The organism is Fibrella aestuarina BUZ 2 (assembly GCF_000331105.1).
In the GTDB taxonomy this organism is placed as follows: domain Bacteria; phylum Bacteroidota; class Bacteroidia; order Cytophagales; family Spirosomataceae; genus Fibrella; species Fibrella aestuarina.
Genome location: NC_020054.1, coordinates 5602026 through 5622192 on the forward strand (window position 1 = coordinate 5602026; position 20167 = coordinate 5622192).

The 20167-nt window shown below is 57.2% G+C and carries 15 protein-coding genes and 1 pseudogene; 5 read left to right on the plus strand and 11 right to left on the minus strand.

Annotated features, from left to right (window positions below; translation table 11 throughout):
* The first annotated feature begins 240 nt into the window (after window positions 1–240).
* Complete coding sequence (locus FAES_RS23185) at window positions 241–3168, plus strand: TonB-dependent receptor (RefSeq protein ID WP_051054259.1); 2928 nt, start codon at window positions 241–243, stop codon at window positions 3166–3168.
* Between the two features lie 91 nt (window positions 3169–3259).
* Here FAES_RS23185 and FAES_RS23190 read toward each other — a convergent pair whose 3' ends face one another.
* The 3 genes from FAES_RS23190 to FAES_RS23200 all read right to left on the minus strand — a co-directional run bounded on the left by FAES_RS23190 (window position 3260) and on the right by FAES_RS23200 (window position 6189).
* Window positions 3260–4966: a GMC oxidoreductase gene (locus FAES_RS23190; protein WP_041259385.1), complete on the minus strand. Its 1707-nt coding sequence runs from the start codon at window positions 4964–4966 to the stop codon at window positions 3260–3262.
* Between the two features lie 39 nt (window positions 4967–5005).
* Window positions 5006–5752 (minus strand): SDR family NAD(P)-dependent oxidoreductase, encoded by a 747-nt coding sequence (locus FAES_RS23195; RefSeq protein ID WP_015333630.1) that lies wholly within the window; start codon window positions 5750–5752, stop codon window positions 5006–5008.
* 71 nt (window positions 5753–5823) lie between these two features.
* Entirely contained in the window at window positions 5824–6189 is a 366-nt protein-coding gene (locus FAES_RS23200) for a hypothetical protein (RefSeq protein WP_015333631.1), read from the minus strand.
* A gap of 89 nt (window positions 6190–6278) precedes the next feature.
* Here FAES_RS23200 and FAES_RS23205 point away from each other — a divergent pair, with 89 nt between their 5' ends.
* A complete protein-coding gene (locus FAES_RS23205) occupies window positions 6279–6917 on the plus strand; it encodes a DNA-3-methyladenine glycosylase (RefSeq protein WP_015333632.1) in 639 nt (212 codons plus the stop codon).
* Window positions 6918–6922: 5 nt separating this feature from the next.
* Here the strand turns inward: FAES_RS23205 and FAES_RS29290 are convergent, their stop codons facing one another.
* Window positions 6923–8584, minus strand: a complete 1662-nt coding sequence (locus tag FAES_RS29290) for a sensor histidine kinase (RefSeq protein ID WP_015333633.1) — start codon at window positions 8582–8584, stop codon at window positions 6923–6925.
* A 220-nt stretch (window positions 8585–8804) separates the two neighbouring features.
* On the opposite strand from FAES_RS29290, the gene FAES_RS23215 reads away from it, so the two are divergent.
* Window positions 8805–10130 (plus strand): MFS transporter, encoded by a 1326-nt coding sequence (locus FAES_RS23215; protein WP_015333634.1) that lies wholly within the window; start codon window positions 8805–8807, stop codon window positions 10128–10130.
* 14 nt (window positions 10131–10144) lie between these two features.
* On the opposite strand, the gene FAES_RS23220 is transcribed toward FAES_RS23215, so the two are convergent.
* From FAES_RS23220 to FAES_RS23250, 6 genes and pseudogenes are all read right to left on the minus strand, one after another.
* A complete protein-coding gene (locus tag FAES_RS23220) occupies window positions 10145–10693 on the minus strand; it encodes an RBBP9/YdeN family alpha/beta hydrolase (protein WP_041259391.1) in 549 nt (182 codons plus the stop codon).
* A gap of 205 nt (window positions 10694–10898) precedes the next feature.
* Window positions 10899–12101 carry an alpha/beta hydrolase gene (locus tag FAES_RS23225; RefSeq protein WP_015333636.1) on the minus strand — a complete coding sequence of 401 codons (1203 nt, stop codon included), beginning with the start codon at window positions 12099–12101 and terminating at the stop codon, window positions 10899–10901.
* Complete coding sequence (locus FAES_RS23230) at window positions 12102–13295, minus strand: pectin acetylesterase-family hydrolase (RefSeq protein WP_158408807.1); 1194 nt, start codon at window positions 13293–13295, stop codon at window positions 12102–12104.
* Window positions 13296–13373: 78 nt separating this feature from the next.
* Complete coding sequence (locus FAES_RS23235; RefSeq protein WP_158408808.1) at window positions 13374–16265, minus strand: TonB-dependent receptor domain-containing protein; 2892 nt, start codon at window positions 16263–16265, stop codon at window positions 13374–13376.
* A gap of 63 nt (window positions 16266–16328) precedes the next feature.
* A pseudogene (locus tag FAES_RS30805) lies at window positions 16329–17378 on the minus strand (prolyl oligopeptidase family serine peptidase).
* Between the two features lie 97 nt (window positions 17379–17475).
* Window positions 17476–18384, minus strand: a complete 909-nt coding sequence (locus tag FAES_RS23250) for a helix-turn-helix domain-containing protein (RefSeq protein ID WP_015333641.1) — start codon at window positions 18382–18384, stop codon at window positions 17476–17478.
* Between the two features lie 422 nt (window positions 18385–18806).
* Here FAES_RS23250 and FAES_RS23255 point away from each other — a divergent pair, with 422 nt between their 5' ends.
* Window positions 18807–19211 carry a hypothetical protein gene (locus tag FAES_RS23255; RefSeq protein ID WP_041258321.1) on the plus strand — a complete coding sequence of 135 codons (405 nt, stop codon included), beginning with the start codon at window positions 18807–18809 and terminating at the stop codon, window positions 19209–19211.
* A 32-nt stretch (window positions 19212–19243) separates the two neighbouring features.
* Window positions 19244–19756, plus strand: a complete 513-nt coding sequence (locus FAES_RS23260) for a hypothetical protein (protein WP_051054266.1) — start codon at window positions 19244–19246, stop codon at window positions 19754–19756.
* 86 nt (window positions 19757–19842) lie between these two features.
* Here the strand turns inward: FAES_RS23260 and FAES_RS23265 are convergent, their stop codons facing one another.
* The gene (locus FAES_RS23265) at window positions 19843–20157 is read right to left on the minus strand and encodes a hypothetical protein (RefSeq protein ID WP_015333642.1); all 315 of its coding nucleotides are present in this window, start codon (window positions 20155–20157) and stop codon (window positions 19843–19845) included.
* Window positions 20158–20167 lie beyond the last annotated feature (10 nt).

The following is a 20167-nucleotide window of genomic DNA, read 5'->3' on the forward strand; positions in this document are numbered from 1 at the left end:
ATGATAACAAATCTAGCCTACCAATGACCCTTTCAGCATGTTTACCGAACAAATAAACTGTAACAAACACGATACCGAATCCAATAAGATAGTCAATATTATATATTGCATTTACGTCTGTTTAAAGAATTTCATTCTTTATTATTCACTTTTATCCATACATTATTTTATGTTAGCGGAGTACTAATTACTAATTCTATGATCACTTCGCTTACAAACAGAACGATTCCTTGCTCAATATTGATCTGGTTCGTGACGCTCACCGCCTCATTGGCACAGGGCGTACGCGGTCGTGTTGTCGACGTCAACAAATCACCAATTCCGGGGGCTACCGTGGTCGTGATGAGCAGTAACGTAGGGGCGACTACCGACGCCGATGGTACGTACAGCCTCCGATTACAGCCGGGTACGTATTCACTCCGGGTGAGTTTTGTGGGTTACGACAGCCAGACCGTCCCGGTTACCGTGCAGGCGGGAGAAACAGCCGTGGCCGATGTTTCGCTGGCGGAAACAGCCTCTAAGCTGGGCGAACTAGTGGTGATTGGCTCGCGGGCCGCCACGGCCCGTACCAACATACAGACGACGGTGCCGGTCGACGTTATTTCGACGAAAGAGATCAAGAATTTCTCGCAGGTCGATCTGGGGCAGGTGCTCAACTTTGTGGCCCCTTCGTTCAACTCCAACCGGCAGACCGTCACGGACGGCACGGACCACATCGACCCAGCTTCGCTGCGCGGCCTCGGCCCCGATCAGACGCTGGTGCTGGTCAACGGCAAACGCCGCCACACCTCGTCGCTGGTCAATATCAACGGGTCGGTGGGCCGGGGCGCCGTGGGGACGGATATGAATGTGATCCCCGTCGCCGCCGTCGAGCGGATCGAGGTGCTGCGCGACGGGGCCGCCGCCCAGTACGGCTCCGACGCCATCGCGGGCGTGATCAACGTGGTACTGAAGAAGAACTATCAGGGTTTGACGGCTTCGCTGATGACGGGCGGCAGCTTTACCAACATGACCTATCAGACGCCCAACATCGCCGGTGGCACCGACAACCACAGCGTTTCGCTTCACGACGGCAGGGTGTTTCAATTCGACATTTCAAAAGGGTTCCGGCTAGGTAGCCGGGGTTTCCTGACGGTGTCGGGGCAGGTGGTCGATCGCGAACGGACCAACCGCTCGGGTGAAGACAACGCACCGACCATCTACCTCGGCGCATCGGGCGGGTTCCCGGCGACGACGGCGTTACCGGCCGCCCAACGCCCGCAACTCCTGGCCGACGATGCTACGCTGGTGCGCCAACGCGGCTATGACCGCCGAAACATGGTCGTCGGCAACTCGAGCGCCCGCAACTACGGGGTGTTTGCCAACGGTAGCGTACCCCTCGGGCAGCGGTCGGAACTGTACTTCACGGGGGGCGTCACGAGCCGAAGTGGCACGGGCTACGGCAATAACCGCATCCCGGTTTCGCGCACGCAGCAGCCTCTCACCGCCGACGGCACCTTGTATTACCCGGATGGCTTCCTGCCCGCTATCAAAGCGACCATTGGCGACCAATCCTTATTGGCTGGTTTCAAAACCAAATTCGGCCAGTGGAACATGGACCTGAGCAACACGTTCGGCCGTAACCAGTTTCGGTTCGACGTAGAGAATTCAGCCAACGCCTCGTTGCCAAACAGCAGTACGCCGCAAACGGCCTTCTACGCCGGTACGTTGAGCTTCGACCAGAACACGACCAACCTCGATTTTTCGCGGCTGTACGAACGGGCGGGTAGCATTCGGAGCCTCAACCTGGCGTTCGGCGGCGAATTCCGGCGTGATCATTTCGTGATTGAACCCGGTGAAGTCAATTCATACAGTGGTGACCCCAACAAACGCGTTCCGCTCGCCCCGCTGTCGCTAACGGGTACGTCGCCGGGCACGACCACCCCGCTGCCGGGTGCGCAGGTGTTCCCCGGTTACCAGCCCGATTTCGCCGTCGATAAGTCACGGACCAACGTGTCGCTCTATGGCGATGTCGAAGGCGAACTGTTCAACCGGCTGCTGCTCGACGTGGCCGGGCGCTACGAGAATTACAGCGACTTCGGATCGGCCCTGACGGGTAAACTGGCCACGCGGCTGCGCCTTTCCGACGCCTTCAACCTGCGCGGGGCCATCAGCACGGGCTTCCGGGCGCCCAGCCTGCATCAGCGCTATTTCCAGAACATTAGTACGCAGTTTGTGAGTGGCAACCCATCGAACACGTTGACGGTCAACAACGACAACCCCATTGCCCGGAATGTAATTGGAGTCGATGCCTTGCGGGCCGAAAAATCGGTCAACTATACCTTGGGCCTGACAGGGCGCATCGGGCGGAGTTTCACATTTACGGTGGATGCCTACCAGATCGACATCACCGACCGAATCGTGTATTCGGGCGGATTCAACCGGACGCTGCTGGGCTTTGGAGCCAACGATTATCCGGGTGTAAATCTGGTTCGGTTCTTTGCCAACGCGGCCAACACCCGCACCCGAGGCATCGACATCGTGGGGACCGAGCGCGTAACTCTCGGCGCGGCGCGGTTGTCGGTTTCGCTGGCCATGAATTTTAACAAGAACCTCGTGACGGGTATCAACAGCACGCCGCTGATCGACAACCCAGCCAACAATGAAGGCAAGGGCGGCAACCCCGACAACTGGTTCAAAAATATCCTGTTCGACCGGCAGCAGCGGGGGTACATTGAGTCGTTCCTGCCCCGCGACAAGCAAAATCTGATCGTCGATTTCACGCTGGGTAAGTTCAATGCTAACCTGCGGATGGCGCGCTTTGGCAAGGCTCAGTTCCTGACCAACGCTGACCCCTACGCTAAGGATGCCAGCGGCAATTACTACAACAGCCAGTTTGCCCGCGATGCCAACGGCACGCCGTACATCGATCAGACGTACAGTCCCGTTGTCTACACCGACCTGACGCTGGGCTACGGCCTCACCAAACAGCTGACGCTGCAAGTGGGCGCCAACAACCTGTTCGACGTGTATCCAGATCAGATTTACCTCGATCCGCGCAACGCCCTCGGTTCGGTTGATTACAACTCGGGGCGCGACCAGAGCAACCGGAGCCGCTTCCTGTACGGCTCAAACCAAGGCGGTTTCAACGGCCATTTCCTCTTCGGTCGCCTGTCGTTCTCGATGTAATGGATAGTTAATGTTCAATGCATAATGGACGATGTACAATGGGCAGGGCCGAGGCAAACCTCATTGTACATCGTCCATTATACATTGTACATTACAACTGCTTGCGCTTCATCTCGGCGACGGCGAAGTTGACGGCGCGGGCGGTGAGTGCCATGAACGTGATCGACGGGTTCTGCGTGCCGGTACTGGTCATGGCGGCACCATCCGTCACGAATACGTTCTTGACCAGATGCAGCTGATTGTGTGCGTTGAGTAACGACGTTTTTGGGTCGCGCCCCATCCTGACGCCGCCCATCTCGTGAATATCGAGACCGGGGTTGCGTTTGTCGAAGTCGGGGTGGATGTGCGTGTGGCCTGATTTCTCGAGCATGTAGACGCCCTGTTCCAGGAAATCGCGGCTCATTTTCTCGTCGTTATCGGTATAATCGACCGAGGTAACGAGTTGCGGAATCCCCCATTGATCTTTCAAATCGCGGCTGAGCCGGACGTGGTTTTCGTAGCGCGGCACGGTTTCGCCCTGCATCATCATGTAGGTGTGCCACGGGCCGGGCTTGGTCAGATTTTCCTTGAAATCAGCGCCAAACGTGGCCTCGCCCGGTACGCCCTGCCCCCGCCCCGAACTAAACGCGACCATGTAGCCCCGCAGAAACTCCATTTCCTGCCGGTGCACGTTGCGGAAATTGGGCATGAAGGCCGTCGTGGGCCGCCGACCGTAGTAATAGTCATTCTCGAACCCATCGTAAGTAGCGCTGATCGAGCCGCGGTAGTTGTGGAAGGCAACGTACCTACCCATCAGCCCATTGTCGTTGCCGAGCCCGTTGGGAAACCGCCGCGACGTGGAGTTCAATAGCAGCAGGTTGGTATTGAGGCAGGCGGCGTTGACGAAAATGATCCGGGCGAAATACTCCGTTACCTGCTTGGTGTTGGTGTCGATCACGCGCACACCCGTGGCCTTACCTTTCTGCTCGTCGTACAAAATCGACTCAACCACCGAGAAAGGCCGCAACGTGAGCTTGCCGGTTTTGGCCGCCCAGGGCAACGTGCTCGAATTACTGCTGAAATAGGCCCCGAACGGACAGCCCCGGTAACACAGATGCCGCGCCTGACACTGCGCCCGCCCCTGCGCCCGGTGCACGTCTTTCGGCGAGGTCAGGTGCGCACAGCGGCCAATGATCACGTGCCGGTCTTTGTAGAGCGAGGCCACCGTTTTCTGCACGTGCTTCTCCACGCAGTTCAACTCCCAGGGCGTCAGAAACTCGCCGTCTGGCAGCACGTCGAGGCCGTCTTTGTTGCCGCTGATCCCCGCAAATTTCTCGACGTGGCTGTACCAGGGGGCGATGTCATCGTACCGGATGGGCCAGTCGATAGCGGCGCCATCGCGGGCGTTGGCCTCGAAGTCATACTTGCTCCACCGCTGCGTTTGCCGCGCCCAGATCAGCGATTTACCGCCTACCTGATAGCCCCGAATCCAGTCGAAGGGTTTTTCCTGCACGTAGGGGTGATGGGCATCTTTCACGAAAAAATGCTGCGTGCCTTCGTCGAGCGCGTAGCATTTGGTAGCAATGGGGTTGGCCTCGTCGAAAGCCAGCGGCATGCGGTTGCGGTGCTGAAAATCCCAGGGATTGTTCATCGCCGTGGGGTAGTCTTCCACGTGCTTTACCTCGCGGCCCCGCTCCAGCACCAGCGTCCGCAAGCCTTTTTCACAGAGTTCTTTGGCCGCCCAGCCTCCACTAATCCCTGACCCAATCACGATGGCATCGTAGGTCTGCTGCGCCTTACCCGGTCCGTTGATGTTCATAGCGTAGTTTTTTTTGTAGAGACGCAATCCCTTGCGCCGCTACGTTCGATAAATCGTTGTGGCGGCGGCCTGAGCGGCGGCCAGAATGGTGATGTCAGCGATGGTTACGTGAGCCGGAGCCGTAACGGCGTAAACGATCGTATCGGCAATGTCGGCGGCCTGCAACGGGTCGAAACCCGCGTATACCTGCGAAGCCCGGCTGGTATCGCCCTTGAAGCGGACCACCGAAAAGTCGGTTTCGACAGCACCGGGCGCAATGTTGGTCACTTTGATGCCGTGCTGCGTCAGGTCGAGGCGCATGCCCGTGCTTAACGCTTCAACAGCGGCTTTGCTGGCGCAGTAAACGGCCCCGTTGGCGTAGGTTTGCTTGCCGGCGATGCTGCTGAGGTTGACAATATGCCCCCGCTGGCGCGCCACCATGCCCGGCATGACCGCTTTCGATACATACAGAACGCCCTGCACGTTGCCGTCGATCATGGCGTCCCAATCGGCCAGATCGCCGTCTTGAATGGCCGATAGCCCGTGGGCATTTCCCGCGTTGTTCACCAGAATATCAATGGCCTGCCAGGCGTCGGGCAACGAGGCAATGGCGGCGGCAACGGCCTGGCTGTCGCGAACGTCGAACGTGAGCGAATACGTCTCAACCTGATCGCCCAGTGAAGCCGTTAGTTCGGCCAGTTTATCGGCCCGGCGGCCGCAAAGAATCAGGCGGTATCCCAGGCGGGCAAAGGCCTCGGCAGTAGCCCAGCCAATACCCGACGAGGCGCCGGTAATGAGTGCTGTCATGAGAACATCCGCTGCCGGTTCATCGGGCCCACGGCCATCGGCAAACGGTTGCCCAAGTTAGGCCGAAACGCTTATTCTTTCCGTATGGCCGTTAGTCGTACCGACTTGGCTTTATCCGTGGCGCTGGGTACGTCGGTAGGGCCGGGTTTGTAAATCGAACTGCTTTTCGAGCCAACAACGCCCGAAAAAACAACCGGCAGCGGGGCCTGTTTAGCCGATGTATAGGCCAGGGCTTCCTGCTTCAGCGAGTCGGTCAGGTTGGTGGGTACGTACCTGGCGTTGGTCGTCAGGTCGGTGAGCACGTACTGGTAAACACCCCGTGAGATAGCCGATACGCTCAACGTACCCCGGCGGTTGGTCAGGGGCGGGGTCGAGCCATGGCGCTGGGCCGACGCCACAAACGGCGCGAGCAGCAGGCAGAACAATAGTGCTTTCATAGGGTTGAAGGTAGGAAATTAGACCGTGCGCGCAACGCACGGAAACGCACCAACCAACGTACCCGGCGCAACGCCCCAACCAGCCAACCATGCCCGACAGACTGCCCCTCGCCTACTACGAAGACCACGACACACTCACGCTGTCGCAACAGCTATTGGGCTGCGAATTCGTCCACGACTCGCCCGAAGGCCCGTCGGCAGGCATCATCGTCGAAACGGAAGGCTACGTGACCGGTGACCCCGCCTGCCACGCCTATCGCCGCGAAACCAAGCGCAACGCCGCCATGTTTGGCCCCGCCGGTACGTTGTATGTTTATCAGATTTACAATCATTACAACTGCATCAACGTGGTGACGGGACCGAAGGGCGTGGGCGAGGCGGTGCTGATTCGGGCCCTGCAACCCACCGAAGGCATCGACCTGATGACCCTGCGCCGCAACGAAGCTTTTAAGACCGGGTTTGCCCGCTACCGCCAGAACACCATCGATAGCAGCACGGCCGACGGCTTCCGAAACCTGTGCAATGGCCCGGGCAAGCTGGTTATTTCGCTGGGAATCAGCCGAACCGAACACAATGGCTCGTCGCTGGTAACCGGCCCCATTTACATCCGACCCCGCGTGCTGACCGACTTCGACATGGTTACGACGACGCGGATTGGGATTACGCAGGGAGTCGACCTCCCCTACCGCTATTACATACAGGGCAACCGGTTCGTGAGCCGCAAATGACGCGATCAGGCGAGTGCCTGTAGCGGCAGCGCGATCCAGAACGTAGTGCCGGCGCCGGGTTCACTCTGCACGTCGATAAAGCCCTTGTGGTTGTCCACAATCTTCTTGACGATGGTCAGCCCGATGCCGGTGCCGGCATATTGACCCCGGTTATGCAGGCGCTGAAACATTCCGAAGATGCGGTCTTTGTGTTTGGTATCGAAGCCAATGCCGTTATCGCTCACGGCAATGACGGCGTACTGATCGGGCGGCAGTTGCCGATGTGGCACAGCCGACGCCGCCACGACTGATACGGTAATGACGGGCCGGTGCCCCGCCTGAAACTTGATGGCATTCCCGATCAGGTTCAGAAAGAGCTGGTGCATCTGACCGGCGGCACCCCACACGGCAGGCAGGTCTGTAGCCGTCAGAGTCGCCTGCTGCTCCAGCATAACCAGTTCCAGGTCGTCGCGAATCTGGTCGATGATGCCGTTGAGCGGCACCGGCTCGAAGCGGATCGTCTGGTCGGATAGCTGCGACAGTTGCAACACATCGTTGACCAGCGTTTGCATCCGGCCCGTGGCGCTGATCATCCGCTGAAACAGGTCGGCTTCCGTTGCCGTCAGGCGGTCGGCGATCAGGTCGGTCAGGCGGGTGCCGAAGGTCTGCACCTTGCGCAGGGGTTCTTTCAGGTCATGGCTGGCTACCGACGCAAACTGCATCAGGTCGAGGTTCGAGCGTTCGAGTGCCTGATTGGCCTGCCGCAGCGACTCCGTCCGCTCGGCCACCAGGGATTCCAGATTCTCAGCGGCGCGTTGCTGTTCGGTAATGTCGGCAATGGTGCCCAGCAGCCGAACGGCCTGCCCGGTCTCGTCGAAGAGCGTCTGCCCGCGTATGTCGACCCAGGCCATCGAGCCATCTGCCTTGATGATCGGCGTTTGCACATTGAGCATTCCTTCGCGAAACGCGTACATAAAGGCCGCCTCCACGCGGGCATGGTCGCTCACGGGAATGTGGCTGTAAAACTCATCTTTCTCCCAGGCCGTTTGCGGGCGGGTGTAGCCAAAGATCTCATCGTGCCGTAACGAGCGAATGCTCTTATTCCGAACCAGATCGACTTCCCACACCCCCAGCTTAGAGGCCTCGAGCGCCAGATTGAGCCGAATGCTGTTTTCCGCCATGCGCTGCTGGTCTTGCACTACCTTCGTAGTTTCCATGCAGGTAACGAACACACCGCTGATCTGCCCCGCTTCATCGCCAATCGGGCTGTAACTAAACGTCCAGTACACGTCTTCGAGTTGTCCGTTGCGGTAGATCGGAATCAGCTGATCTTCGCTCCAGGTAGCGTCGCCACCCGCCATAATCTGATCGATCAGTGGTTTGATGATGCCCCAGATTTCGGGCCAGACCTGTTCACCCGGTTCGCCCAGCGCCGAGGGGTGTTTGCCGTTGTTACCCAGGCTGGGGCGGTAGGCATCATTATAGAAACAGATCAGATCGGGTCCCCAGAAAATGAACATCGGGAAGCGCGAACGCATCAGTATGCTGAGGGCCGTGCGTAAACTCTGCGGCCAGGTGTCGGGCGTACCCATCCGCGACTGCGACCACTCCTTTTGCCGCATGAGGCGAGCCATCTCGCCATTTCCCCACAAAGACGCGTATATCTGCCCGGTTGACTCCGTCTGCATTGTGTATCCGATCCTTTACCAACTACACAGCCTGTTTCTTCGTTACCTCACGATTAACCGCCCCGTTCGCAGGCTAAATGTACGGTTGTTTGGCAGGATACGACACGGTTATATGAACAAAAACAAAGGCTGGCAGCTAACCCGCCCAATTTACGGACGGCCCTAACATTTTACCGGACGGGACAGACTATGGCGATCCAACCTGTAGCTTTCCAGTAACATGGAAAATCCGCTTTCGACGACTTTTTCGTCGACTCCGCCCAGCCGGCCAACGCTCGTTCTGAGTCAGAACAAGCCGCTGCGTTTTGTTGCCTTTTTTTACCTCTACGTGATGCAGGGCGTGCCGGCTGGCTTTGCCACCACCGCACTCGCCAACTACCTTGCAGCCGAGGGGCTCCGCTCCGACCGGATCGGTACGTTCGTGGCCATGCAGGGCCTCCCCTGGACGTTTCAGTTTGTCTGGGGGCCGTTCATCGATAAGTTTCAGGGGTCGCGGCTGGGGCGGCGGCGGCCCTGGGTGCTGGCAGCGCAGAGTCTGGCCGTGATCGCATCGCTGGGTATGCTGGTTGTCGACGATCCCGTCGGCAACGTCACGCTGCTGGGTATCGCCTTTTTCATCCACAGCGCCGTGGCGTCGGTGCAGGATGCGAGCGTGGATGCCATGGCCATTTCGACCATTCCCGAAGATGAGCGCGGTCGCATCAATGCCTTCATGCGGGGCGGTTTTCTGGTCGGGACGGGGATGGGGGCGGCAGGGCTGGCCTACGTGCTGCGGCACGCGGGTTTCCACACGGCCGTGCTGACCCAATCGGCGTTTCTGCTGACGCTGACGGTGCTCACTTTTTTCATTCGTGAAAAAGCCACCGATGCCCTCTTCCCCGGCCAAGCCCTGCCAGCGGCCGCCGTTCGGGCGCATCAGCAACATCAGCACAGCATCGGCTGGCTCTTCAGGGAGTTGTTCCGGGGATTGAGCTCGCGGGAAAGCCTGCGCTGGTTCGTGCCCATTCTGCTGGTGTATTCGTGCCAGAACGCCTTCATCCGCGCCTACAACGTGCACCTGATTCAGCAATTGGGCTGGCGCGATACAGAACTGTCGGGTCTGACGGGCAGCTACGGCGTGGCCATTGTGGTCGTCGTAATTCTGCTCGGTGGCTGGCTGGCCGACCGTGTCGGCGCCAAACGCCTCCTGCCCTACATCGTCGGGTTTCACGTAACGTACCTGCTGGCAATCAACCTGCTTGCCCCTTATTGGACCAATCCGACGGTAGCCTCGCTCGGCGCCGTTTGCTGGAATATGATGGACCCCAGCCTGAGCGTAGCCGCCATCCCAATCCTGATGGCACTCTGCCGACCTGACGTTGAGGGTTCGCAATTCACGACCTACATGGCGCTGATCAACCTGTCGGATGTTATCGGCGCGTTCGTGTCGGGTCATGCCCAGCGTTACGTCACAGCCCCAACGATTGGACTGTTTGTCGCCACGATCGCCGGAGCCTGCCTGCTCTGGCTGGTGTTGACGGCCAACCGCCAGCCGGTCGGCCAGTGAGTTGGCAGAGGGGGCTAGCCGCCAGTACGGCCATCCAGCCGGGCGAGCAGCGCCAGACCCGCTTCCCAATCGCCGAGGTTCGAGGTGGCGTTGATGTGACCCGCTGCTCCGATGTTGACCAACTCGCTACCCCAGGCCTTCGCGAACGCCGTGGCCCGGTCCAGCGTCACGTAATAATCGTCTGTACTGGCGACGACGATGGAAGGAAACAGCAACCGAATCAGCTTCATCGGCGCAAAGCCCGTAGTGCCGGGTGGGTACGTGGCCGCTTCGGTATCACTGGGGGCCACCAGTAGCGCACCCTTGATACGCCTGTTGTGGGTATCGGCCCAGTAGGCGATGGTGGTGCAGGCGAGGCTGTGCCCCACCAGGATCACCCTGGCCGGGTCGTACGCCATCACAGCCCGGTCGATCTGTTCGACCCAATCGTGCCGGACGGGGGTCTCCCAATCCTGCTGGTCGACGCGTTGAAAGACAGGAAAGCGCGCTTCCCAGCGTGTTTGCCAATGTTGCGGGCCCGAATTGCCCAAACCGGGAATGATAAGTACGGTAGCGTCGATCATCGTTGCGAAGCGTAATAAGCCCCGAACATAACACGTACCTAGCAAACGGCCCATACCCATGCCGCCATGCCACCGAAACGACCGGAGCCGTTGAGCGTGAAAACCGGCATCTGGGCGAAGCCGCGCCGACTGCCAACGCTGCGGGACGCCAGCCTTGCTATCCGTTGGCCCCTCGCTGGTCTTTAATAGGCTACTGATCGCTACCTCAGCGACGTATGAGGCCTATCTGCCGGAGAAACTGGTCCATAGCCTGCCATTTGAGCTGACCGCTCAGGCTATTGGCATTGCCGTCGAAATAATGTTCCCCGAAAGGAATTTCCAGGTACGTGATGGGCGCTTTCAACGCCTGCAATCGTCGGACCAGTTTATGGCTCCCCGCCACCGGCACCACGTGGTCTCTGGCTCCCGTAATGATCAACGTCCGGGGCAGGTCGCGGCGGGCCATATTGATGATGTCGAGGCTGGCGTATCGCTCCGGGAACTCGGTCGGTGAGCCGCCAATGTACCGTTTTGCGTTTGAGGTCATATCAAGCGCATCCGACGTCTGATTCCACAGGCCCGTCATGTCCACGGGCGGGTAGATGGCGATGATGGCGGTGGGTACGTTCGGGGTCGGTGCCGAAAACGATTGCACCCGGCCAACCCCAAGCCCGTAGCCAACCTGCATCACCAGGCCCCCACCCGCCGAGCCACCACACAGGAGGAGTTGCGTGGTATCGAGGTTGAAGTTCGCCGCATTCGCCTTAACGAAACTCAGGGCAGTGGCCACCGCCCGGGGCGCAGTGGCCCAGGTCTGCACGCTGTCGGTGCCCAGCGGGTAGTCCACGTCGAACACTGTCAGTCCCCTGTCGGTAAACCAGCGGTGGTGCGGGTCCATGGTGCGGGAACCCGCCACAAAACCGCCCCCGTGCACCTGCACGACCGGAATGGAACGCCGACTGGAGTCGGCCGGGCGGTAGACATCGAGCAGGTACTCGTTGCCATCCAGCGTCAGGTACGGGATGGTCTGGTGTGGGCTCTTTTCGCCGAAATTGATCGTCAGTGCCCTGGTAAAGGAAAGCGGGAGCGCATTTGACCACGCACAGCCATACAGAACGGCCAACACGACACATTGCCACAAAAACAGGGACGTAACGCCGATGAAAACATAGTTGGTGAGCCGGGTACGTTGCGCCCGGTGCAACAGATAAGCCAGTACCAGCAGCAGCAGGAAGGCACCAAAAATCAGCACGGAATAATGCGATTCCAGAAGCCCCGCGTAAGCGCCCAGGTACATGGGCCAGTTGGTGAAGGTTCCGAACAGCAGCACGAGCCCAACCAGCGACATGCCGATCAGCACAAGCAGCGCAGCTACTATGAGCAATTTTTTCAGGGCGTGGCGACCCGACCAGGTACGTTGCGGTTCCATCTAGTTCGGATTGGGCTTATCCAGCAACGCCCCCCCGACGGAGACCGGCGTGTCGTCGATCACATTCTTCCGAAGCCAGTCCATATACGTCAGCCCGTCGGATTTGCACGCGTAAAGGCTTATATCGGAGCCCATCAGCGTGTGCGGTGTCGACACTTTTTGGGGATCGTAGCGGCAGTCGGTCAGGAAAAACTGGTAATCGATGTTGGCGGCAGCGAGCTTTTTGACCGACGTTCGCATGCCCTTAGACCAGTCATAGATGTACGCCTTGTTGTCGGTCGACTGGTGATGCAGCACCGCCGAGAACCGGGGCAGCACCCCGTCGTACAGCGTGTTGCTGTTCAGGTGCCTGATGGGCTTGCGGAGGGAGTCGGTCCGGTTAAGCAACGCATCGGCGTAGGCGTCGTTCTCGACCCTAAACCCCAATAGCGCCTCCGGTTTGCTATTCCAGACCGAATTCAGAATGGCAGGCCAGCGGGCCGACGTTAGCTGCGAACAGTCGGAAAGCTGATAAATTCTCTCGTCGCCCTTATACTGGTTGGCTACGTAAGGTGCCCAGTAGGCCGATGCAAACCCACCCGCACTTTCGCCCGACACAAGTATTTTTTTGGGGCTCCTGAAGTTGTCAAACACCCAGGCCAGGGCGTTCAGGGTGTTGTCGCGGCCATTGTGATGCACTTCCGTTTCCGTGCCGCCCACGTTGTAGCGGGTCGTTTTGTCACCCACGTGGAAATCGCCCGTGCAGTAGGGAATAAACACGACGCTCCAGTCTTTGAAGGGATTTTTTGGCGCCTGCCGGTCGAAAACGCCGTTGAGGAAGCGGTCGAAGAAGTCCAGCGTCTTGGGGTAGTAGAACGCTTTCAGGTCTTTCGCGTCGCCCTGCGTCAGCGCGCCCAGCAGGGTGATGGGTGCCGAACAGGTCGTATCGTCCCAACAGGCGCCCCCGCCCGAAAAATGGATGATGAGGTTGTCCGACGCGCCCTTCCTGACGAAGATAAAATAGGGAGACCCATCGCTGCACAACGACCGGCCGCCCAGATCGACCGTCCGCCACTGCGGGTCTTTTACCTCCGCCATGTCATTGATACGGGCCGGCTTGGCCAGATATATGAAGTAGACGTACCCCGCCCCGACGATAAGCGCGACGGCCAGGGCAATAAGCAGCCATTTTACGTATTTCCAGACTGTTTTCATGATCGCCATTTTTGTCTAAAACAGGGTTAATCCGCCTGCCCCGGGCCACCACACGCGTAGCCGCCCGGGGCAGGCCGATCAGAACTTAACGGTAGCGGTCAGGTAGTACGCCCGGGGCTGTATCCCAACGGTCGAATAGGGCGTATTGGCGGCTACGGCCGCATCGTACTCTTTTTTCGAGAAGCTGGCATTACCCCCCAGCACCTGGGCCAAGCTGCCGGGCCGTTGAAACGTCATCACCCCGTAGGTATTGAACAGGTTGTTGATGTTCAAGGCAAGCTGAAACGACTTGGAAACCGTGTAGCCCGCGCTGAAGTCAAACTGCGAGAACGCCGGTAGCTTAAACACGTTGGCCGCATTGGCCTGCCGCGCCCCCAGATACGACCAGGTCAGAAAGGTATAGAATTTATTGGCGGTATAGGTCGGAGTGATGTTCAGCATCGCGCGCGGGCTGTTGTCGGCTTCGTTGCCGGAATACGATAGCTGCGTGTCATCGGCGGGGCCGTTGGCATTGGCCACCCACACCGTATACTCATCGAGCAGCGATTTCTGGAACGTGGCCACCCCGCGCACGCTCAAGTGGGGATTCAGGTATACGTTCGTTTCAATCTCGACCCCGGCGGTTCGGTATTTGGCGTAGGTTCGGGGCGGGAAGTAGTACGACCCGTTGGTATCCTGAAAGATCTGCCCAACCGGCACGCCGCTCAGCACGCTCCAGAACGGCGTAACGAACAGGTTGGATTTACCGAATCCGGCCTTCAGCCCAAACTCGATCTGCTCCGTACTACGTACTTGTGGCCGGTACAGCTTCAGGTTTTGCGGCGTGTTGAGCGTGAAATAGAAGTCGAGGTCGGGGGCCTTCTTCCCCTGCGAATAACGCCCGTAGATGGCCAGGTTGTCGTTGAGTTTATAGTTTAAGGCAGCCGAGTACGAGAGGGTGTTGATGGTGTAGTCGAAGCGGTACGTACCCAGCGTATCGAGTCGGTTGTTGTCGAAGGTCGTCAGCGGGTTGCCGTCCGTTCCGCCCGATAGCGGCGAGCCAACCAGGTTTGGCCTGACGTTGTAGCCCTTGATGTTCACCCGTTCGTAGCGGGCACCCCAGTCGAACGTCCATTTGTCGCTCAGGTTCCAGGTGTGGCCGAAAAACAACGCTCCCTGGTTCTGGGTCGCGTTGAATGAGATGTAAGCGCCCAGATTCCCCGTGCCCTGGCCAACCCCAACCGGATTGGTTATCTGGTAGGTCCCCGATGGCCCCGTGATCGGCACGCCGTTGCTCACGCCGTAGAGCGGTACGCCCGTAAAGCTCAGCGAAAGCAGTTGCGGGTGGTTCTCGATCGTAGCCAGCGCAATATCGCCGCCCGAATACCGGTGCGCGTTTGAATAGCCGTAGTAACCACCCAGATTGAAGCTCATCGTGGCGGTTTTCTTTTTGATGGAAAACCGCTCCAGCAATTCGTTTACCGTGTTGTCGTAGAAGCTCAGCGGGATGAGCAGCACCGAATTTGGCAGCACGTCCTGCCCCGGCAACTGGCTCGACGTAACCTTCGGTACGCCGCCGGTAACGGCTACGTTGGCGAGGGTTTCGCCCGTTTTCAGGCTGCGGTAGGTAAACGATCCGGGCAGGCCAGCCCCGAAACCACCCAGAAAGAAATAAGGAACCAGGTCCGTGATCGACGACGGAATGACCCCGCCCAGCGTGTTGTAGAGCACCGCGTTATCGGAATATTTCGTCGCGTTGCTGAAACTCCAGTTGTTGCCCAGGTCGTGATCCCAGGTGAAGGCAACCGACTTGTACTTGCTCTTCACCTGATTCCGCGAATCGAACGAATAGCGCCCCCCGTTCACCAGGTCCTGCCCCGAATAGCTGAAGGCGTCCGGAAAGTTGGTGGCGCTGCTGTTGAAGCCGGGGGCCAGTTCGGGGGTTTCGTAGCCCTTCGTCAGCATTGGCTGCGCGAATCCATTTTTATCATCGAGGTATTTCAGGAAAATCTTCAGGTTACCACGGGCATATTTCTTCTCAAGGTTTGCCTTCACCTGCCCCCCGACGTTCATCGGGTAGCCCGGATACCGCGCGCCCTGATCGTACCGGTAAAAGCCCCCGATGTTGTAGAACCAGTTGCGGCCCAGCGGCCCACCCAGGTCGCCGTCGATCCGACCGAGGCTGTTCTGCCCGTCGCCCAGCAGGCCGTATTTCAGGCGCACCTCGCCCGCAAACGCATTACCTCCGGTTTTCGACACGTAGTTGAAGATACCGCCCGGCGCGTTGGCAGCCGCCACAGACGCGGGCCCGCCGCGTACAGCGTCCAGCCGGCCCAGCGTGGCATCGGCCCGCAGAAAAAAGTCGGGACCGTAGCTGAAGTAGGTGGTGTTGGTCACGGGCAGGCCATCTTCCTGCATGGATACGTACTCGTAGCCAAAGCTGCCATCGGTGGACCCGATCGTGATGCCGCGCGACGATACGCTGTTCCGAATTTCGCCCACCGACGAGTTCACATACACGCCGGGTACGTTTCTGAGCAAATCCGGCGCGCTGTTGGGCACCTGCAACTCGATCTGTCGGCTGCTAAGGGTGGTGATGGCAATGGAGGCATCCATCCGTTTCCGCTCGTCGAATACGCCCGTCACCACGATCTCATCCAGCACGCGCTCGTCTCTGGTCAATACAATCCGCACGTTGGTCTGGCCGGCCGCAACCCTTACGTCCTGGGTCATGTAGCCCACGTAGGAGGCCACCAGCGTAACCGCTTCGTTGGGCACGCCAGTGAGCGTAAAAGCGCCATTGCCGTCGGTCGTGGTAAACCGGTTGGCCACTTTTATGCCGACGTTAGCCCCGGGCAATGCGCTCCCGTCTGCACCCAAGATATTGCCGGTAATCGTTTTTGTCTGGGCAAACGCCGTGCTGACCGACCAGACACAAACCAGCATCAGCAGCCAACGTGTTGGCCTGACTAGTAAATAGTTAACATTCATAGTGGCAGGAATTGATGGGTAAACAAAGCGGGGCTGACTCGCCATCTGGCGGCAGTTGGTTGGTTATCTCCCGAAGCGTAACACCCAGTCGACGGCCGTGCCCAGCACCAGCGACCGGGTTTTGCTATCGTTCATGTTGAGATCGTGGCCTGCGTTCGGGATGGTCAGCAGCTTGTGTTCGATGCCCAGGGCGGTAAGCTTGCGGTCCAGGACCTCGGACTGCGCGTATGGGACCACCACGTCCGTTGTCCCGTGCACGAGCAGGGTCGGAATGGGCTTGACGTGCGTTATCGGGCTGGCCAGGCCATACGCCGGGTCAGGTACGTTGCCGTTGACATAGCGTTTACCGGTCATCATCTGAACGACCTCGATCAGGCCCACCTTTGCGGCATAGTTCAGCAGCGTGGTATCCGTAAAATCAGTGGGCCCCGAAAAGTCCACCACCGCCTTGATAGTGTTGGAGGTGGTTTAGGCGGTTAGCAGGGCCAGGTGCCCGCCAGAACTAGCCCCGATCAACACAAACCCGTCGGGGCGGGTGTGCCACTCGGCAGCATGCTTACGGCAATACGCCATTGCCTGATCGACATCGGCCACCATCTGCGGGTAATGAATAGCGGTGGTGTCGGCGTAGCGGTGGTTGATGCTGGCAACGGCAATACCGTGGTTGAGCAACGTATCCTGAATGTCGCGCACGTATTCTTTGCCCGCTTTGACCCAGGCTCCGCCGTGAATCAGGATCGCGAACGGGGTTTGCGCGGTCCGGTTGGCCGGCAAGTACACATCCATGACATTGCGGGGATGCGACCCGTAAGCAACGTCATTGATTTTCTGCTGGTTATAACGTCCGATGGCCGTTTTGCCCGTGCCGCAACCGATTAGCGTCAATGTGGCAAGCATGACCAGCCAATAGCTCGCCGAAGGCGTTAGCAGCGTAAGAACGTTCAGCCGGTAACGGGCCGGGGTGTCGGTGAGGTACGTGTTTTGATCCATTCGTCTCGGTTTGGTGGGTTGCTTGTTCCCGTCGTGGCGGCATACACACTCCGGCCAGTGCCATGTTGGCAAAGGTCCGTTCCGTCCGCCTTGGCATTCCGGCGTCCGGGTTAGAAAGTGCATGCGGGAACAATGATCGCAACCTGTAGGCAGGGCTACCGATCGGAATAGAAATAATTTGATACGAAATAGGAATATAAGCCCGCACCCTTACGAAAGGCTATCGGGTCACGGACCGGATGGCGCGTTGCCGGTCGTTGAGCGGGGTGACCCCGTACACTTTCAGATAAAGCTGGGCAAAGTGGCCTCGGTTTGTGTACCCCACCTGATCGCAGATGTGCTGAATAGGCGTATCGGTATGAATGATCAGCTCACGTGCTCGTTCGAGCCGGGTCTTTATTACGTATTGATGAATCGGCAAGCCGAACAGTTTCCGGAAGCCACTCTTGAGATCACATTCGTTGATGCCAAGTTTCCGGCTCAGTTCGTTGATCGAAACGGTAGCAGGTGTCTGCTGATCGATGAGCTCCTTGGCCATTTTAAGGCAGGCAAGCTGGCGCTGCGATAGCTCGCCGTAGGCAACACGGTTATCTACTTTCTTCAGAAAGTCGACGAACAGGTGAAGGAACTCCAGCATCTTACTCTCGACCAGAATAGAGTTACCCAGCGCCTCGTAGTCGATATAAAAAAGCTGCCTGAATAGCTCACTCACATGGGGATTAAGGCAAAAATAATCCAGGGTAGCGGCGATCTTCCGTCGGTCTCCCGGCAGGTAGCGCTCCGGAATAAACAGGCGCATTCCGTCAACGTCGGTAATATCATACTGAAATTTATCCTGTCCCTTCAGAGCTGCCGAATCAATAATGCCATCCGAACTGATCCGCAGGTCGATCACATTATTTTTTCCGACTTCATCAGGCGAGAGAAAGGCAGTTGGGTTTTTGAAAGTCCATTTGCCCCGAAAGAAATGAATATCCTTACGAACGAACAGGAGCAACGAGCCTACGCCGCTTACCTCGGGCAGGTTGATCTGATGGGCATTCCACACCTCCTGCGACGTAAAGCCATATTCGCCAGTCAATGCGCTGGCAAAGTCGACAGGGTCGATATAGGGCAGTTTCAGAAGCACTTGACGCTGATGATCATCGGTTTACATGCAGTGAAGGTAACAAAACGCGCTAAACATTGCTAACGGGAAGGTTAGCAATGTAAGCTTTACGGACCTGCTTTTAGGCGCCGTCGCAGCCAGATCTTTTACCAATCTGGGCAGATTGACCCCACTAATTAGTTACATAGCGTTGAGCAGCGCTTGGAACGCAATACGTATCTAGCAAATAGCCATTGAAACCTAGCTACCAGCCTACCAGCCTACCAGAAGGACAGCTTCCTTCAGGCATTGTAGCCTGTTGCATAAAAGTCCAGTGAATTAAACGATTAAATGCGTTTATTTCCTGAATATGTAGTTCTATAAAAATCGGGATAGTTCAATTACCAGTTTGTGAAAACTGGCGAAAATTTTGTCTAATCTGGTAAACAAAGTCCCCCTGTACTATGCACGTTGATCAACTGACTGAATCAGCTATTTTGAGCCACTTACTATTAGCCAGTGCAACGATCTACTTCACTGTTTATGTCCCGATCCGAGATCAATACATAAAACGGAAGAAGGTATATCTCGAGAGCGAGGGTATTATGGTGGGTTTGTATTATCACCTAAAAACGGGCACGGACTTATTTATCTGTAAAGATTGGCTGCCTGAACGGATTACCGACGTAATTAAAGCGCTGAAGCAACGTTCGCCTAAGGTTAGTTGTATGATCGATTTTAACGCTTTTAAAACAAGCTGTGGCGAAGAGTTTGATCCAAGTAAGCTGTATACTAAGCCTATTTCAAAGGAGGCCAGCATTTATCCTATATACCTGTATAACGCTATTTTATGGAGTAATCCTGAGTAAGCCTATCGATAGAGCCTTATAATTCACACAGTTTGCTTTACATTGATATGGCGATAGCACTCTATATACCAAGCCTTTTCGGGGCAAGCATCGAGGTTTACTTTATCTTATTGAGTCTTGGTTTGCCGACCTTCTTTCTCTGGCGTTGGTTAGTTAGCAAGTTCATCAAGGACCAGCGGATAAGGACTATAGCGACATGGGTAATAACGATTCTAACAACGCCAATGCTGTATGTTGGCCTTGTCATGCTTTTGCTTTTTAGCTTAAGCTATCACCCAACATACAGCTTCGACCAGGAAAAATGGTTTGCGAACAAACGAAAGCGGTATGAACTGTCAGAGGACATTATTGAGCGAAAAATGCTTCTTGGTAAAACAAAATCGGAAGTCAGGCAACTACTTGGCGATGAAGGCAACACGAACGAAAGCGACCATTGGACCTATCAACTTGGGATGAGGCCGGGCTTAACAATCCTTGATCCTGACGTTCTGGCCATCGAATTCAGCAACGGAAAAGTAAGCAGCGTTAAACAATACGAAAGCTAAATAAAACCAAAAAGTATCGCTTGTACGACACGTAATTGTCCGCCGACGAATTAGTAAGCCCAGCTGTCAGCGAATGTACAGTCAGACTAGTTTTCGCCATAGTCTTTGATCGAAAAACTAGCCGCACCTATGACCATTTCGCCAAAGTTATCCGACTTGCAGGAGCCACCTATTCGGTTTTCGGCCGGGTAGTAGCGTTGGGCCTTGATGGTCGTGATCTCCTGCTGGGCATTGCGGTTGAAGACCGTAATGACTACTTTGTTTTTATAACGTCTGATCACCTTTTTCTCGGCAGCCCGGATGTCGGCGTCAGTCGAAGTACGTACGATTTTGATGGGCTGATCGAAGCCACACAGTAGCGATGCACCGAGCAGCAGCGGGACGAAAAAACCTTTTTTCATGACAGTTGGT

Excerpts from the sequence above, each read along its gene's own strand:
- FAES_RS23190 (WP_041259385.1), bottom strand. The coding sequence starts at position 4,966 with ATGAACATCAACGGACCGGGTAAGGCGCAGCAGACCTACGATGCCATC.
- FAES_RS23195 (WP_015333630.1), bottom strand. The coding sequence starts at position 5,752 with ATGACAGCACTCATTACCGGCGCCTCGTCGGGTATTGGCTGGGCTACT.
- FAES_RS23200 (WP_015333631.1), bottom strand. The coding sequence starts at position 6,189 with ATGAAAGCACTATTGTTCTGCCTGCTGCTCGCGCCGTTTGTGGCGTCG.
- FAES_RS23205 (WP_015333632.1), top strand. The coding sequence starts at position 6,279 with ATGCCCGACAGACTGCCCCTCGCCTACTACGAAGACCACGACACACTC.
- FAES_RS29290 (WP_015333633.1), bottom strand. The coding sequence starts at position 8,584 with ATGCAGACGGAGTCAACCGGGCAGATATACGCGTCTTTGTGGGGAAAT.
- FAES_RS23215 (WP_015333634.1), top strand. The coding sequence starts at position 8,805 with ATGGAAAATCCGCTTTCGACGACTTTTTCGTCGACTCCGCCCAGCCGG.
- FAES_RS23220 (WP_041259391.1), bottom strand. The coding sequence starts at position 10,693 with ATGATCGACGCTACCGTACTTATCATTCCCGGTTTGGGCAATTCGGGC.
- FAES_RS23225 (WP_015333636.1), bottom strand. The coding sequence starts at position 12,101 with ATGGAACCGCAACGTACCTGGTCGGGTCGCCACGCCCTGAAAAAATTG.
- FAES_RS23230 (WP_158408807.1), bottom strand. The coding sequence starts at position 13,295 with ATGAAAACAGTCTGGAAATACGTAAAATGGCTGCTTATTGCCCTGGCC.
- FAES_RS23235 (WP_158408808.1), bottom strand. The coding sequence starts at position 16,265 with ATGAATGTTAACTATTTACTAGTCAGGCCAACACGTTGGCTGCTGATG.
- FAES_RS23255 (WP_041258321.1), top strand. The coding sequence starts at position 18,807 with ATGCACGTTGATCAACTGACTGAATCAGCTATTTTGAGCCACTTACTA.
- FAES_RS23265 (WP_015333642.1), bottom strand. The coding sequence starts at position 20,157 with ATGAAAAAAGGTTTTTTCGTCCCGCTGCTGCTCGGTGCATCGCTACTG.